Genomic DNA, 13,173 nt, shown 5'->3' with positions numbered 1-13,173 from the left:
TCGGTTCCCAGAGTCGGTCCGCGTCAGGCCTGCGCCTTCAGCTTAACCCTCGCCTTCATCCGTCCCCATCTGATCCCAGAACTCTTCACCAGCATCGTCCTGCACTTCACCCGCTTCGGGCGTTGCGATCTCGATCAAACGGCCCTTGGATGCATCACCCCATGCCGATCCATAACTGTTGTAGAGCAGGGCTTCCTGGAACTCCCGGACCGATTGCGACAACACCACCTGATCCAGGATGCGCCAGCATACAAGTTCTACAATATGCTCGATCGTGTTGGCCTGCCGTCTGTTGACGCCGCGTCGGCCGGCGTGGACCAAGCCGGATCTTGCCGAATAGAGCGACTTGACCAGTTTCGCGTTTCTGGACCGGGCAGTCGGATCGTCCGTTAGGATCGTCGCGACATTCCGCGCAATCGTCTGTGTGACGGGCGTCGAATTGTCATCGCTCGACAGCAGGGACTCCAGTGCGGTGAAGAAATAGAGGAAGCGCTCCGCTCGATCCTCGCTCTGCCGTCCGCGTGCCAGCCATCCCAGGCATTGCCGCATGCGTTCGGCGACGCTCTTTCTGGGCGGTGAAAAAACGTGTTCGGCAATCTCCCGAAACGCGGGCATTGAGCAGCGAGTGATGGTTTCCGGCGATATTTGATACTTGGCCGGGCGCGACCAACCTCCAGCCGTGATTCCGCCGTCATCCATAGTGATCGCCGTCTTGTCTCCCAAGCAATCGCGAAAGACATGGGGCTCGGTCTTGCCCAGACCGCCGACGAAAGGGCCGATAGTGCCGGCCGCCGTCAAGCGCAGCAGAGAGACGGCAACTCCTGCCAGCCAGGCAGCTTCCTCCTCAAGATTTGCCCGGGCGGCGACAATACCGATATCCCAGTTGCAGGGGGAAACCGCAAAGGTGAACCGGCCGTCCTTCGCCGGGCGAAGGCCATGTTCTCCGACCTCCACAATCCATTGGTTGCCAAGCGTGTTTTCACTGAGATCCTTGGCAAGCCAGTCTCCTGACACGACGGACACCGGCCCAATCTGTAGCCGATCGACCCCTTGAAGCGCCACCAGTCTGTTTTCCGCAATGTATCGCCGAACCGTGTTCGCGCTTGCCTCCACTCCAAGCAGGAAGCTCCTTGTCGCATCCTGCACCGATTCCCGATCGGTCAGGCGCGACGCCGCGCTTTTCCACAACATATTTCCGATATTGGTTTCGTCACTCGCCAGCGCGCCTAGCCCCTTGCAGACGTTCTGGATGATGGCCTGGGCCTCGTCGTTCAACGCATGAGAAACATTGAACGTGACCTGATTTACCATGCGACTCGCATTTTCCCCGGAAAGCATCGCGTTCACCGCGGCGGCGACCTGTTCCGGCGTGGTGCAGAGTGCCGCCTCGGTTTGTTCGAAGAACGAGGCAATTGCCGCCTTCTCCTTAGAATCCAGTGAAAGCCCCACGCTATTCCCTATCAACTGGCCCTTGGCCTAGCTATCATTCCTGCGGAGCTCGCCGTGACGAGCTTCCACCCTCAACACTACCGGATCTTCAAGACACTGCCATCTGCGCGATCAACACCTGGTGCCATTTTCATCCAGCGTTCAGCGGATTGCTCCAGTTGCTGCCGTCACCGCAGCAGTGTTTCCTGCGCGGCTGCCGCCTGTTTGAGCAGCGCACTCGTCCGATCGAGCGGCATCAGGTTCAGATCAGCCAGCGCATCGACGATATGCTCGTGTGCGAGCCCGAATTCGCCATGCGCGATATACTCAGCGACGAAACCCGCCTGTTCGGCGCCGAGCCGCTCCCGCTCGCTCTCCAGCGCCAATTCCAGCGTGCTCACCAGCGCCTGATGTTCCCGCCGATCTCGCACCGTGCGAACGAGGAAGGCGACAAGGGCCGTGCCACCGATCAAGCCGATGGCGTACAGCGCCGCCGCCAATGCCGTCACGGTCCGCGCCCCTCGACAACCCCGCTGCTCATCGCCGCGACCTGATCACGCCAGCGGCGCTTCTCTATGCGCCGCACATTAGCCTCGTCCTTCAACGTGGTCAGATAGGATGATAGCAGCCTCAACTCGGTATCATCCTCATCGCCCTCATAGGGGCGTGGATAGACGGCATTCCCGAAATTCTTCGCGCATTTCTCGGGCGTATCGTCGACGATCAGCACTCGCTCCAGCCGCCACCCCATCCGTCTGACCTTCGACAGCGGCTTCAGATAGTGCATGTGATCCCAGGGATCGAGCATATAGCCGCTGCCATCGTTCGCCATGCGGCGCAGCGTCGCCCGGCTCCGCCCCCAGACGAACTGGAGATCGAAGGCGTCGCCGAACAAGCGCTCAACCACCGCCCAGACATAGGGATCCGAAGCCGAGGACCAGACAGCGAGATCGAAATCGCGGCGCACGGCCTCCAGAAACTCCGACAGATGCGGCCGGAGATAGACGTGATAGCCATAGACCTGGAAATCAGGCGCCCGGTCCAGCGCCGTTTCAGAGGCATGGATCAGCGTTTCATCCAGGTCGAGGATAAGCAGGGTTCGTTCGATGTCGCGTGGTCGCCTGTCCATCCGGTCAGCATAGCCGCTTCCGTTCCCGGCGCCACACCCACGCGGTTGGCGACTATGTGCCGCTTTTAGGGCATGATGTCCGAGCGATAGCGATCGACGGGGAGTGTCGTCGGCATGAGGAACGGGGGGGTGCGTCGTCCGGGGCGCAATGCGGTCATTTGCGGCACGGTCGCGCTGGGCGGCACCATCGCCGTCGGGCTGGGTTGGTACGAGATGGCAACGCTCGGCCATGAAACGGGGCGCAGCGCGGCATCGATCAGCCTCGGCCTGCTCGCCGCGATCCTCGGCGCCGCGCTTTTCGCCAATTTCCTGTGGGCGGCCCGCATCGTCGGCGCGATGCGGAGCGGGCGGACGGCGATCGCGCGCTGGACGGTGCCGGCGGATCAGTTGCAGCACTATCGCGAGATCGATGGCCGCTTCGCCGAACGCAAGTTGGAGAATGATTATCGCCTACCCCATACCATCCCCGAGGACGGGCTGGAGGTGATCTTTTCCGAAGACGGCGTGCTGATCGGCGATCGCTATTTCGGGCTGGCGACGACCGGCATGACGCGCTTCCAGCGCGTCGGCTATGTCGCGTCCGATCCGCCGATGATCGAATTCGGCACCGCGATGACGGTGCCGCGCAATCCGGGCCGCTTCACGCTCCAGACCATCCGGGGCACTCTGCGCGTCCCCGTCTCGCGCGCGGCCGCGCAACAGGCGGACAAGATCGTCCGGCAATATCAAGACGTGATCGAACGGCGCGTGATCGTGAAGCCGAATTTCTGGACCGTCCGGATCCGCGGCGGCCTGATCGTCCTGGCCGTCTGCGCACTGCTCGCGCTGACCGGCTTCGCGCTGGCGGACAGGAACCAGGAACTGGGCAACATCCCGCTGTTCCTCGCCGTCGCCGGCACGATCTTCGCCATCGGCGGCGCGATCATGGCGCTGCTCGGCTGGACGCTCCGCCGCAAACAGCTTGAAGGGTGAAAAAGGGACGGCGCCCGCCGATCAGGGCACGTACTTCGGCAGATGTGAAGCCCGTGAAACTCGGCGGAGTGCCGATATCGACGCCGTCTCAACCGCCACCCGCATCCTCCACCCCATCATGCCGCATGAACCACTCGGTGTCCTTCGTCCGGCCGGCGTCCGCCGCCTTCGCGACGTCGCCGTCCCAGACGATATCGCCGCGATCGTCGCGGGCGATGGCGAGGGAGCGGTCGTAGAAGGCGAGGGTTGCCGCCCACATATGGCGCAGATTGGCGGGGCTGGAGGGGGAATGGCCTTCGCCCCAATAGGTGATGTAGTCGGCGCGCTTGTTCAGGCGGAACAGGGCGGTGAACATCATGTCGAACTGCGCCTTGTCGAACGCGTCCAATTCTCCGTTCATCAGCAGGACGGGCGCGGTGATGGCGGGGGCGTGGACCAGCGGGCTCGTCCGGATATAGCGCAGCGGATCCTCGAACGGCGTCTTGCCCAGGCCGAAATCGCCAAAGGGGATTTCGAAGCGTTCGGCGCTGCCGACGGGCGGGAAATCGGCGTTGAACATGCGGGTGACGCCGTTTTCGAAATAGTGCGTCCAGTTGTCGACCCAGCCATAGGTGGCCAGGACGGCGCGGAACATCGGCTGTTTCGTCGCGATCCACAGCGCGCAGATCGCCCCCTGGCTCATGCCGTTCAGGCCGATGCGCTTGGGATCGGCGAAACCCTGCGCGATCGCGGCGTCGGCGGCGTCCTTGGCGGCCACATCGATCAGGTCGATCGGCCCCGCGTCCGACCGGTGAAGATCGCCGGGCATGCTCGCCTGCAGGACGATATAGCCCCGCGCCGCAAGCAATTCGCCCTTCATCGCCGCGATGGCCGATGCGGAAAAGGGGTGCGGATCGACAGCAGGATCGGCGCAGCCGCTGTTGCGCACGCCGGGATAGACTTCGACGATCAGCGGATAGCGCCGCCCCGGCCGATAATCGGGGGGCAGCACCATGCAACCCGTCAATGCGCGCGCATCCTGCGACGAGCGATAGGATAAGGGGCGCCAGCGCGGAATCGTCCGTCCGCCCAGAAAGGCGTTCAGCGTCTCGATCCGGCTCTCGCGCCCGTCAAAGCCGCGTACGGTGACGCTGGAGCCGGCGGCATCGTCCTTGCGCGTGACGATGGCGGCGGCACTCGCGGCCAGCGCCTGTTCGCCCCTGGGGACGGCGATGCCATCGCCCAGGCGGCCGCTGCGCAGATCGATCCGCACAAATTCGGGCGTCCCGTCGCGCCTGGCCAGCGAAAGCAGCGCCTGTGTGGCCATCGCCGCCCGATCGGCGCCGGTTTCGACGAAACTCGCCGCATCCGGCAGTTTGGCGATGGTTCGCGTGCCGCCCTGCGCGTCATAGCTGCGCAGCGCTCCGCCGGTGATCGCCAGCAGGCGATCACCCACGATCCTGAGCGTGGTGGCGGGATCGCCGAGATCGGCGGCCAGCGGCACCGGATCGCCCGTTGCCGCGACCAGGAAAGGCGACGGGGCCTTGCCCGCCTTCTTCTCCCCCGCCCCGCGCCCGCCGACCTCGACGGGCTTGAAATAGCCGGCGGTTTCGCGGTCCGACGGACGGGCGATGACGACGATCGTGCCGCCCAGCCAGAGCGGGCGCAGCGGCAATTGGAAACCGCCCCATTGGCGCGCCGAGGCGACCGCCAGCCCCTTGAGCGAACGCGGCGTGACGGCAAGCGTGGCAGGATCGAGGATATTGAGCGCGACGGCGCGATCGCGGCTGTCGGGATCGGGCTCGATGAAAGCGAGCTGCCCCGCCTGCGACCAGGAGAGCGTGCCGCGAACGGCGCGGTGCAGGCCGAATGAAAGCTGCGTACCCGCGTTCAGATCGAACAGGCTGAGCCGCGACGAGCGGCTGGCATCGTACAGCGAATTGAGCTGCTGTTCGGCCGGCGGCGGGGCGAAATCATAAAGGCGGTTCGCGGCGAGGAAGCGCCCGTCGGGCGAGCGCTCCAGATCGGAGAACAGGCCCTGGCCCAGTTCCCGGCTGGTGCCGTTCGCCGCATCGGCCAGGATCAGCATGCCCGCCCGCGGCGCCGGTTCGCCGCCCGACACCATCATCCGGAACGACGGCTGCCGGCCCGCCCAGCTCGCTTCCCGGCCCGCCGCAAGGCGCGCCTGATTGTCCCAGCGCAGATTGGAGAAGGACGGCTGCTCCCCCCTGGGCAGCGCCGCATAGGCGAAACGATCCTCGTCGATCCAGACGAGGTTGGTCTGATCGGTGCCGGTCAATCGCCGGGTCGGATCGAACGTGATGCTGGGGGCGGCATCGAAGAAATGCAGGGTTCCGGTGGTGCGGTCGTAGACGCCGACCTGGGTGCCCGCCTGCGCCGCCCTGAGCAGGAGCAGGCGCCGCCCGCCGGGCGAGAAGGCGATGGGCAGGAACGTCGCATCCGCCGATGCGGGGGCGACGACGCGGGTGGTGTGCCCCCTGGCCGATCGCTCGACAAGGACCAGATCCCCGCCCACCTCTCCGCTCAGCAGGCGCCCGCCGCCAAAATTTCCGCCCGCATCGGCCGGCCGTTCGCGGGCATAGGCGAAGCTGCCATCGCTGCCCGTCACCATGGTGCCCATCCCCTGCATCGCGAAGATGTCGCGCAGCGTCACGACGGGTTTCCGGGCGGCGGCGGTTTCGGCGGGCTTTGCCCCCGCCGGAGCCACCGCAAGGGCTGCGACCAGGGCGGAGCCGAGCATGGACCGTGCGAAGACGCGGCTGGACAGGCCGGCGAACGGCCGACGGACAATTTTCATGAGATCACCTCTGTTGAGCGCGGAGCGCGAAATGGGCGGGGAAGATGCGCCGGGCGGTTACCAGCGATGGGTGAGGCTGAGCGCCACATAGCGCCCGCGCGCCGATGCGTTCACCGCATCAAAGCCCAGATTATAGGCGCCGGGAATATTGGTGTGGACGACGGGCGGCTTCACGTCGAACAGATTGTCCACGTCCAGCGCCACCGTGGCTTCGGCGAGTTTCCAGGAGAGATGCAAGTCGGCAGTCGTATAGGCGCCGATCTGTTCGTTGGGGGTGATGGTGATGTTGCGATAGCCGCGCGCATGATTGAGCTTGAGCGAGGCGACGACATCGTCGTTCGACCAGGTGACGCCGCCGCGTGCGCGGAAGCTGAGCGGGCCGCTCAGTTGATCGAGCAGGCTGGTGACCGCCATGTCCGGCGTCGCCTGTACCTTCAGGTCGAGCATATAGTTGATATTGGCGTCGGCGGTCAGCGTGCCCTGCCCCAGCGGGAAGGCGTAGCTGCCCTCTATATCGAGCCCGCGCGAGACCTGCGATTTCAGGTTTTGCGGGCGAAAATCGAAGATTGTCTTGACGTCGCCGGGGCCGCGGCCGGCGATATCGACGAAGAAGGGGCTCGCGAAATAGGACGCGAGATCGGCCTGGGTGGGCGCGAAATTCATGAAGGATTTCAGCGAATCGAGCTGGCTATAGGCCAGGAAGATCGAGCCCCTGAGCGGCGGCGTGGTGATGCGATCGCGGAAATCGACGTCGAAATAGGTGACCGACAGGCGCGGACCGTAACGCCCCGTCGGCTGCACATCGAAGCCGAGCGTGAAGGAGCGCGAGCGTTCGGGCTTGAGATCGGGATTATAGGAGGATGAATCGACGAGCGTGTTGGTGAGGCCGGTCGGCGAGGCCGGATCGGGGAAATCATAAGTGAAGGCCGATTGCAGCGCCGGCGCCAGGTTGAACAGCAAGGGCGCGCGGAAGGATTTGGCATAGCTGCCGCGCAGCCGCAGCCAATCATTGACGTTCCATTCGACCCCGACCTTCGGATTGGTCGTGTTGCCGATGCCGCTGTAGCGATCGTGGCGCAGCGCCGCCGAGAGGTTGATCGATTTGGCGAAGGGCAGTTCATTCTCCGGCCCGATCACGGGCACGCGCAATTCGGCAAAGGCGCTTTTGACGTTACGGGAGAGCGTCATGCCGATCGTCCGACCGTCGGTGGGCCGATATTCCTCCTTACGATAGGATGTGCCGATCGAGAGAAGCAGCGGGCCGCCGGGCAGAGTCGCGAGCGGGCCGTCGACCGCGAAATCGAGATATTTGTAGCGGATGAAGCCGTTGGTGGGCGTGGAGAAGCTGGGCTGCACCATCAGGCGGCGGACGGTGGACCCGGAATAGGTGCCGTTCAACCGCGCCCGCCAGTCGCCCAATTCCTGCGCCAGGCCCAGGCTGGCCTGGGTGGTCGCCGCCTGGCCGCTGTCATCGACCTGTTCGGGCAGCGATTGCGAATAATAGATCTGCCGATAGGTGCGGCGCGAATAAAGGCCGTCGAACGAGACTTCGGTGGTCGGTGTCAGATGATAGGCGGAGGACACCAGCACGCTGTGGCGCTGGCGATCGGGCGTCAGGTCGACGCGACTGCCCTGCTTTTGCGCGACGAAGCCGCGTTCGCTCGCCTCGATCCGGTTCTGATCGAAGAATTCATAAGCGATCATCACGCGGCCGCGATCGTCGGTGACGCCCACGGCCTGGGAGAAGCGGATCTCCTCGCCGCCGCCGCGCGTGGCGGTGCCGTAGCGGAGCGAAGTGATGCCGCCGTTCAGTTTCTGCTGAAGGATGAAATTGACGACGCCGCCGATCGCATCGGAGCCATAGATGGCGGAGGCGCCGTCGCCCAATATCTCGACGCGCTCGATCGCGGTCATCGGGATCACCGAAATATCGGCATAGGCGCTTTGCAGGCCGGCGGGCGCCAGGCGCTGGCCGTTGATCAGCGCCAATGTGGCCTCCGGCCCCAGACCGCGCAGGCTGACCGCCGCGCCGCGCGTGAAATTCGCCGCGGCCATCGATCCGCTGGCGATGCCGCCGATATAAGTGCTGGTATCGAGCACGCTGAAATTCTGCGGCACCTTGCGCAGGAAATCGTCGACCGAGCCGGCGCCGGTGCGACGCATCTCCTCCGCATCATAGCGGATCAGCGGCGAACCGGCAGGCGCGCTGCCGCGGATATTGGTGCCGGTGACGATGATGACGGCCGCTTCCTCACCCTCCGGCCCCGCGCCCTCCCCGCGGTCGGCGGACTGGTCGGCGTTTCCCGACGCCCCCTGCCCCGCGACATTCGCCAGCGTATAGGTGCGCCCGTCACTCGACATGATGCGCAGCCCGGTGCCCGCGATCAGCCGGCGCACCGCCTGATCGGCAGTGAGCTTTCCCTTCACCGCATTGGTGCGCTTGTCCCGCGCCGCACTTTCGCTGACCAGGATCTGGACATCGGCCTGGCGCGCCAGTTCGGGAATGGCGGTGGCGGCGGATTGCGCGGGCACGTTGAAGCTGCGCGTCTGCGCCATGGCCGGCGTTGCGACCGCGACCGCGCAGATGGCGACCGATGCGGCAAGCGCGCCGCGATATCCCTTATGTCCCATATCTTCCCCCCTTGCTGGATCCGAATGCGTTCGGATTTCAGTGGGAACGATGTGCCCGCCGCGCGCTTCCGTTCGCGGCGGGCAAATTTATTTCAGTCGCGTGACAGCAGGATGCGATCGGACGCGGTTTCGACGCGCGCCCCCATCAGGCTGGCGACGGCGCGGGCAAAGGCATCGGGCTCGTTGGTGCGGAAACGCCCGATCATCTTCTCGCGGCCGAGCGCGTCGTCCGTCACCTGCAGCTGTATGCGATTATAGCGATTGAATTCGGCCGCCGCCTCCGCGACGCTGTCGCCATCGAGGATAAGCTGGCCCGTGCGCCAGGAGAGCGCGCGATCGATATCGTCGCGCGCGGCCACCACGGGCGGCGCCTGGACGGCCATGTTGACGGTGGCAGCGGAGCCGGCGGAAACGCGGCGGGCATTGCCCTCGTCGCCGACCTGCCAGACCTCCACCACCCCCTCGGTCACGCGCACTTCCGCCCCCTCATCGGTGCGCCGCACCGAAAAGGCGGTGCCGACCGCGCGCACGCGGATGTCCCCCGCCTCCACCACAAAGGGGCGCGTGCGATCCTTGACGACCTGGAACCAGGCCTCTCCGCTGTCGAGGACGATGCGGCGCAGTTCGGGCTTCAGCGAGACGGCGAGCCTGGTCTGCGTGTTGACCGCGGCGAGCGAACCATCGTCGAGCGGCACGCGGCGGATCTCCCCGACCGCGGTTTCGATATGCTGTTGCCCGCTGCCCCTGAACATCCACCCAATGCCCGATGCGGCGAGCCCCGCGGCGGCGACCCCACTGCCCCACAGCATGCGGCGGCGCGACGGCCCGCGATCCGCATCGGCATCTTCGGGCGGGATCCCGGCATCATTGTCGGCGGCGGGTTCATCCTCGGCCTGGCCGCCGCGCAGCACGCTGGCGCGATCGAGCATGGCATAGGCCGCCTGTGCGCGGAAAAAGGCGCCGCGCCGGCGCACGTCGCCCGCCAGCCACGCATCCAGCCGGGCACGCGCGGCGGGATCGTCGCTGCGATCGAGGCGTGCGACCCATTCGGCGGCGTGCGCCTCAATCGCCTGTGCTGTTTCGCGCTCGTCCATCATTTCCCATCTTCGCCAAAGCCTGTTCCGCCTGCGCCTCGCCCTCGGCCAGCGCCCTCAGGATCAGTTTCAATCCCTTGCCCACGTCATTCTCGACAATGTGTTCCGCCAGCCCCAACCGCGCCGCGACCTCGCGCTGCGACAGCCCCTCGATCTTGCGCAGTTCGAAGATGCGACGGCAGCGATCGGGCAGCCCGGCGATCAGCCGCTGAACGCGCGCCAATTCGCGCCGGCCCGCCGCGACGCGTTCGGCCGAGGGAGCATCCTCCGATATGTTCAGGCTCTCGATCTCGGTCGCGGTCTCGATCCGGACGATGCGCGCGCGCCGCAGCCGCATCAGCACGCAGGCGCGCGCGGCGGTGAAGAAATAGGCGCGGCCGCAGCGGATATGCGCGATATCGGCGAGCCCCGCGATCTGGGCATAAGCCTCCTGGATCACATCCTCGAGATCGTCAGGGTCGAGCGTGCGCCGCAGCCAGGCGCGCACGTCCGCCTCGTGGGGAAGGATCTCGCTCCCCACCCAAGCCATGATCCGTGCCTGCCTGTCGCTGCTCACATCACCCGCTTCGCCGCTCCTGATTCAGTGGGACGATGCACGAGCGCGGAGTTTCCGTTGAGCGGGAGCGAATTTCCAGAAAAAATACTGTGGGGCGGTGGCAGCGGCCATTTGGGGATATTGAAATCCCTGTCGCCTGGGCCGGCCGGACCTTGTAGCCATGATGGATTGCCCGTCGGTGCGGTACATTGCGGATGAAATTCAAAGCGAAGATCGAGCTCAAGGGGATCAATCCCTATGTGATGGTGAGCCCCGCGCGCGCGGCGCGGATCAAGGCCGGCTGGAAACGGCCCATGCCCGTTCTGGTGCAGGTGAACGGCCAGCCCGATCCCGCATGGCAAATCAACATGATGCCGGCGGGCGACGGGAGCTTCTATCTCTATCTGGACGGCAAGGTCCGCAAGGCATCGGGCACCGATCTGGGCGACACGGTCGAAGTCTCGGTCGTTTTCGATCCTGCCTATAGGCGCGGTCCGCAGCATGAGATGCTGCCGGCGTTCGCGCTCGGGCTGGATGGGAATCCCGTGGCCAGGGATCGCTGGGAAAGTCTTTCGCCCAGCCTCAGGAAGGAAATCCTGCGCTATCTCGCCAATCTGAAATCGGACGAGGCCAGGCAACGCAATGTCGAGCGCGCGATCCGGGTTCTGGGCGGAGCGAGGGAGCGGTTTCTGGCGCGGGACTGGAACTGAAGCAGAGGTTCGGCGACAGTCTCTCGGTGCGACCCGCGCCTTGATCTCAGATCGCGGAGCCTGGCTTCTCCGAAAAATATTTCTCGAACTTGTCCGTCTCGTCGCGATGGGCGTCCGCATCCGCCGGCGCGGCTTTGCGACGCGCGATATTCGGCCAGAGCGCCGCATAGGCCGCGTTCAGTTTCAGCCATGGGGCAGCGTGTTTGTCGATATCCGGGAGGATGGCATCCGCCGGACATTCCGGAACGCAGAGCCCGCAATCGATGCATTCGCGCGGGTCGATCACCAGCATGGTCTCGCCCTCATAGAAGCACTCGACCGGGCAGGCTTCGACGCAATCCATATATTTGCATCGGATGCACGCATCGGTGACGACATGGGTCATGTCTCGTCCTTCCTTTCGGCCAGTCGAGGCGTGAAGGGATCGCGGACGGGCGTTGCCTATGCCGGGATGCTGGCGCATCCCGGCGATCGGCTCATCGCTCGACGAACGCGCGTTCGATCACATAGTCGCCAAGCTCCCCAATGCCCGGCGAGACCGCGAAGCCGCGTGCGTCGAGCAGCGCGGACAGATCGCCCAGCATGGCATTGCTGCCGCAGATCATCGCGCGGTCGAGCGCCGGATCGAGCGCGGGCAGGCCGAGATCGTCGGTCAGCTTGCCGGTATCGAGCGCCTGGGTGATCCGGCCCATGTTGCGGAACGGTTCGCGCGTGACCGTGGGATAATAAAGCAGCTTCGCGCGGACATCCTCGCCCAGCCAGGGATTTTGCGGCAGTTCGTTGGTGATGAAATCCGCATAGGCCAGTTCCTGGCAGGTGCGCACGCCGTGAACGAGCACGACGCGCTCGAACTTCTCATAGGTTTCCGGATCCTGGATGATGCTCATGAACGGCGCCAGGCCGGTGCCGGTGGCGAGCAGATACAGGTTGCGGCCGGGCCGGAGATCGCGGACCACCAAAGTACCGACCGGCTTGTTGCTGACGAACAGATCCTGGCCCGGCGCGATATGCTGGAGCCGCGAGGTCAAGGGGCCATCGGGCACCTTGATGCTCAGGAATTCCAGTTCCTCGCTATGATTGGGGCTGGCGATGCTGAACGCGCGCAGCAGCGGCTTTCCGCCGAGATCGATGCCGAGCATGACGAAGTGGCCGCTTTCAAAGCGGAACGACGGATCGCGCGTGGTCCTGAAACTGAAGAGCCGATCGCTCCAGTGGTTGACGCTGAGGATAGTCTCTGTGCGCAGGCTTGCCATGACGATGCTCCTGATGAGGCATCGGCCTACGCCATTCCGGAAAATCGAAAAAACTGGTAATATCGCTATCGATCATCGATAAACCGGGTATGCGTTTCAGCCTGCGCCACCTCCAGATCTTCACCGCGACGGCCCGGCTGGAGAGCATCTCGGCCGCTGCGGCCGAACTGTCGATGTCGCAATCGGCCGCGAGCGCGGCGCTGCTCGAACTCGAACGGCGATATGACAAGCCGCTGTTCGATCGGGCGGGCAAGCGGCTGAGGATCAACGAAACGGGCCGATCGCTACTGTCCGCCGCGCGCGATCTGCTCGACCGTGCGGAGGAGATCGATGCGCTGCTGAGCGGACGGCTGGGCCCCGGATCCTTCAGGCTGGGGGCGACGCAGACGATCGGAAATCATGTCGCGCCGCTGTTGATGGACCTTTATTCGCGCCAATATCCCGAAGCGCCGCTGACGCTGGAGATCGGCAACACCGCGGCGATCGCGGCCAAGGTCGCCGACTTCTCGCTCGACCTGGGATTGATCGAAGGCGAGCTGGCGCATCCGGACCTGTCGATGACCGAATGGCTGGGCGACGAACTGGTGCTGATCTGCAACCCGTCCCACCCGCTCGCCACGCAAG

12 protein-coding genes are annotated in these 13,173 nt (G+C 65.0%); 3 read left to right on the top strand and 9 right to left on the bottom strand.

The annotated features are described in order from the left end of the window. Positions 1–42 precede the first annotated feature (42 nt). The 3 genes from AC3WN8_RS27830 to AC3WN8_RS27820 all read right to left on the bottom strand — a co-directional run bounded on the left by AC3WN8_RS27830 (position 43) and on the right by AC3WN8_RS27820 (position 2,557). The gene (locus AC3WN8_RS27830; RefSeq protein WP_492672774.1) at positions 43–1,449 is read right to left on the bottom strand and encodes a hypothetical protein; all 1,407 of its coding nucleotides are present in this window, start codon (positions 1,447–1,449) and stop codon (positions 43–45) included. Positions 1,450–1,616: 167 nt separating this feature from the next. Next, complete coding sequence (locus tag AC3WN8_RS27825; protein ID WP_492672773.1) at positions 1,617–1,937, bottom strand: MafI family immunity protein; 321 nt, start codon at positions 1,935–1,937, stop codon at positions 1,617–1,619. Beyond that, positions 1,934–2,557 (bottom strand): NIF family HAD-type phosphatase, encoded by a 624-nt coding sequence (locus tag AC3WN8_RS27820; protein ID WP_492672772.1) that lies wholly within the window; start codon positions 2,555–2,557, stop codon positions 1,934–1,936. The genes AC3WN8_RS27825 and AC3WN8_RS27820 overlap by 4 nt, the downstream gene beginning before the upstream one ends. A 114-nt stretch (positions 2,558–2,671) precedes the next feature. Between AC3WN8_RS27820 and AC3WN8_RS27815 the strand changes: the two genes are divergently transcribed. Then, complete coding sequence (locus AC3WN8_RS27815; RefSeq protein WP_492672771.1) at positions 2,672–3,529, top strand: hypothetical protein; 858 nt, start codon at positions 2,672–2,674, stop codon at positions 3,527–3,529. Positions 3,530–3,617: 88 nt separating this feature from the next. Here the strand turns inward: AC3WN8_RS27815 and AC3WN8_RS27810 are convergent, their stop codons facing one another. The 4 genes from AC3WN8_RS27810 to AC3WN8_RS27795 form a co-directional block, all read right to left on the bottom strand. Continuing rightward, positions 3,618–6,326, bottom strand: a complete 2,709-nt coding sequence (locus AC3WN8_RS27810) for a S9 family peptidase (protein WP_492672770.1) — start codon at positions 6,324–6,326, stop codon at positions 3,618–3,620. 57 nt (positions 6,327–6,383) lie between these two features. Then, a complete protein-coding gene (locus AC3WN8_RS27805; protein WP_492672769.1) occupies positions 6,384–8,957 on the bottom strand; it encodes a TonB-dependent receptor domain-containing protein in 2,574 nt (857 codons plus the stop codon). Between the two features lie 92 nt (positions 8,958–9,049). Then, entirely contained in the window at positions 9,050–10,051 is a 1,002-nt protein-coding gene (locus AC3WN8_RS27800; protein WP_492672768.1) for a FecR family protein, read from the bottom strand. Then, entirely contained in the window at positions 10,020–10,607 is a 588-nt protein-coding gene (locus AC3WN8_RS27795) for an RNA polymerase sigma factor (RefSeq protein WP_492672767.1), read from the bottom strand. Before AC3WN8_RS27795 ends, AC3WN8_RS27800 begins: the two co-directional genes overlap by 32 nt. 194 nt (positions 10,608–10,801) lie before the next feature. Here AC3WN8_RS27795 and AC3WN8_RS27790 point away from each other — a divergent pair, with 194 nt between their 5' ends. After that, the gene (locus AC3WN8_RS27790) at positions 10,802–11,296 is read left to right on the top strand and encodes a YdeI/OmpD-associated family protein (RefSeq protein ID WP_492672766.1); all 495 of its coding nucleotides are present in this window, start codon (positions 10,802–10,804) and stop codon (positions 11,294–11,296) included. A 46-nt stretch (positions 11,297–11,342) separates the two neighbouring features. Here the strand turns inward: AC3WN8_RS27790 and fdxA are convergent, their stop codons facing one another. Both fdxA and AC3WN8_RS27780 read right to left on the bottom strand, forming a co-directional pair. Further along, on the bottom strand, positions 11,343–11,681 hold the full coding sequence (gene fdxA / locus AC3WN8_RS27785) for a ferredoxin FdxA (protein ID WP_492672765.1): 339 nt from the start codon (positions 11,679–11,681) through the stop codon (positions 11,343–11,345). A gap of 91 nt (positions 11,682–11,772) precedes the next feature. Then, a complete protein-coding gene (locus AC3WN8_RS27780) occupies positions 11,773–12,549 on the bottom strand; it encodes a ferredoxin--NADP reductase (protein WP_492672764.1) in 777 nt (258 codons plus the stop codon). An 89-nt stretch (positions 12,550–12,638) separates the two neighbouring features. Between AC3WN8_RS27780 and AC3WN8_RS27775 the strand changes: the two genes are divergently transcribed. Then, positions 12,639–13,173, top strand: a 535-nt coding sequence (locus tag AC3WN8_RS27775; protein WP_492672763.1) for a LysR substrate-binding domain-containing protein, incomplete at its 3' end; no start/stop codon positions are given.

It is taken from the genome of Sphingobium sp. FW305-3-2-15-F-TSA7 (genome assembly GCF_058787155.1).
Note: the sequence above shows the minus strand (reverse complement) of the source record. Positions and strands in the feature narration are given on the sequence as shown.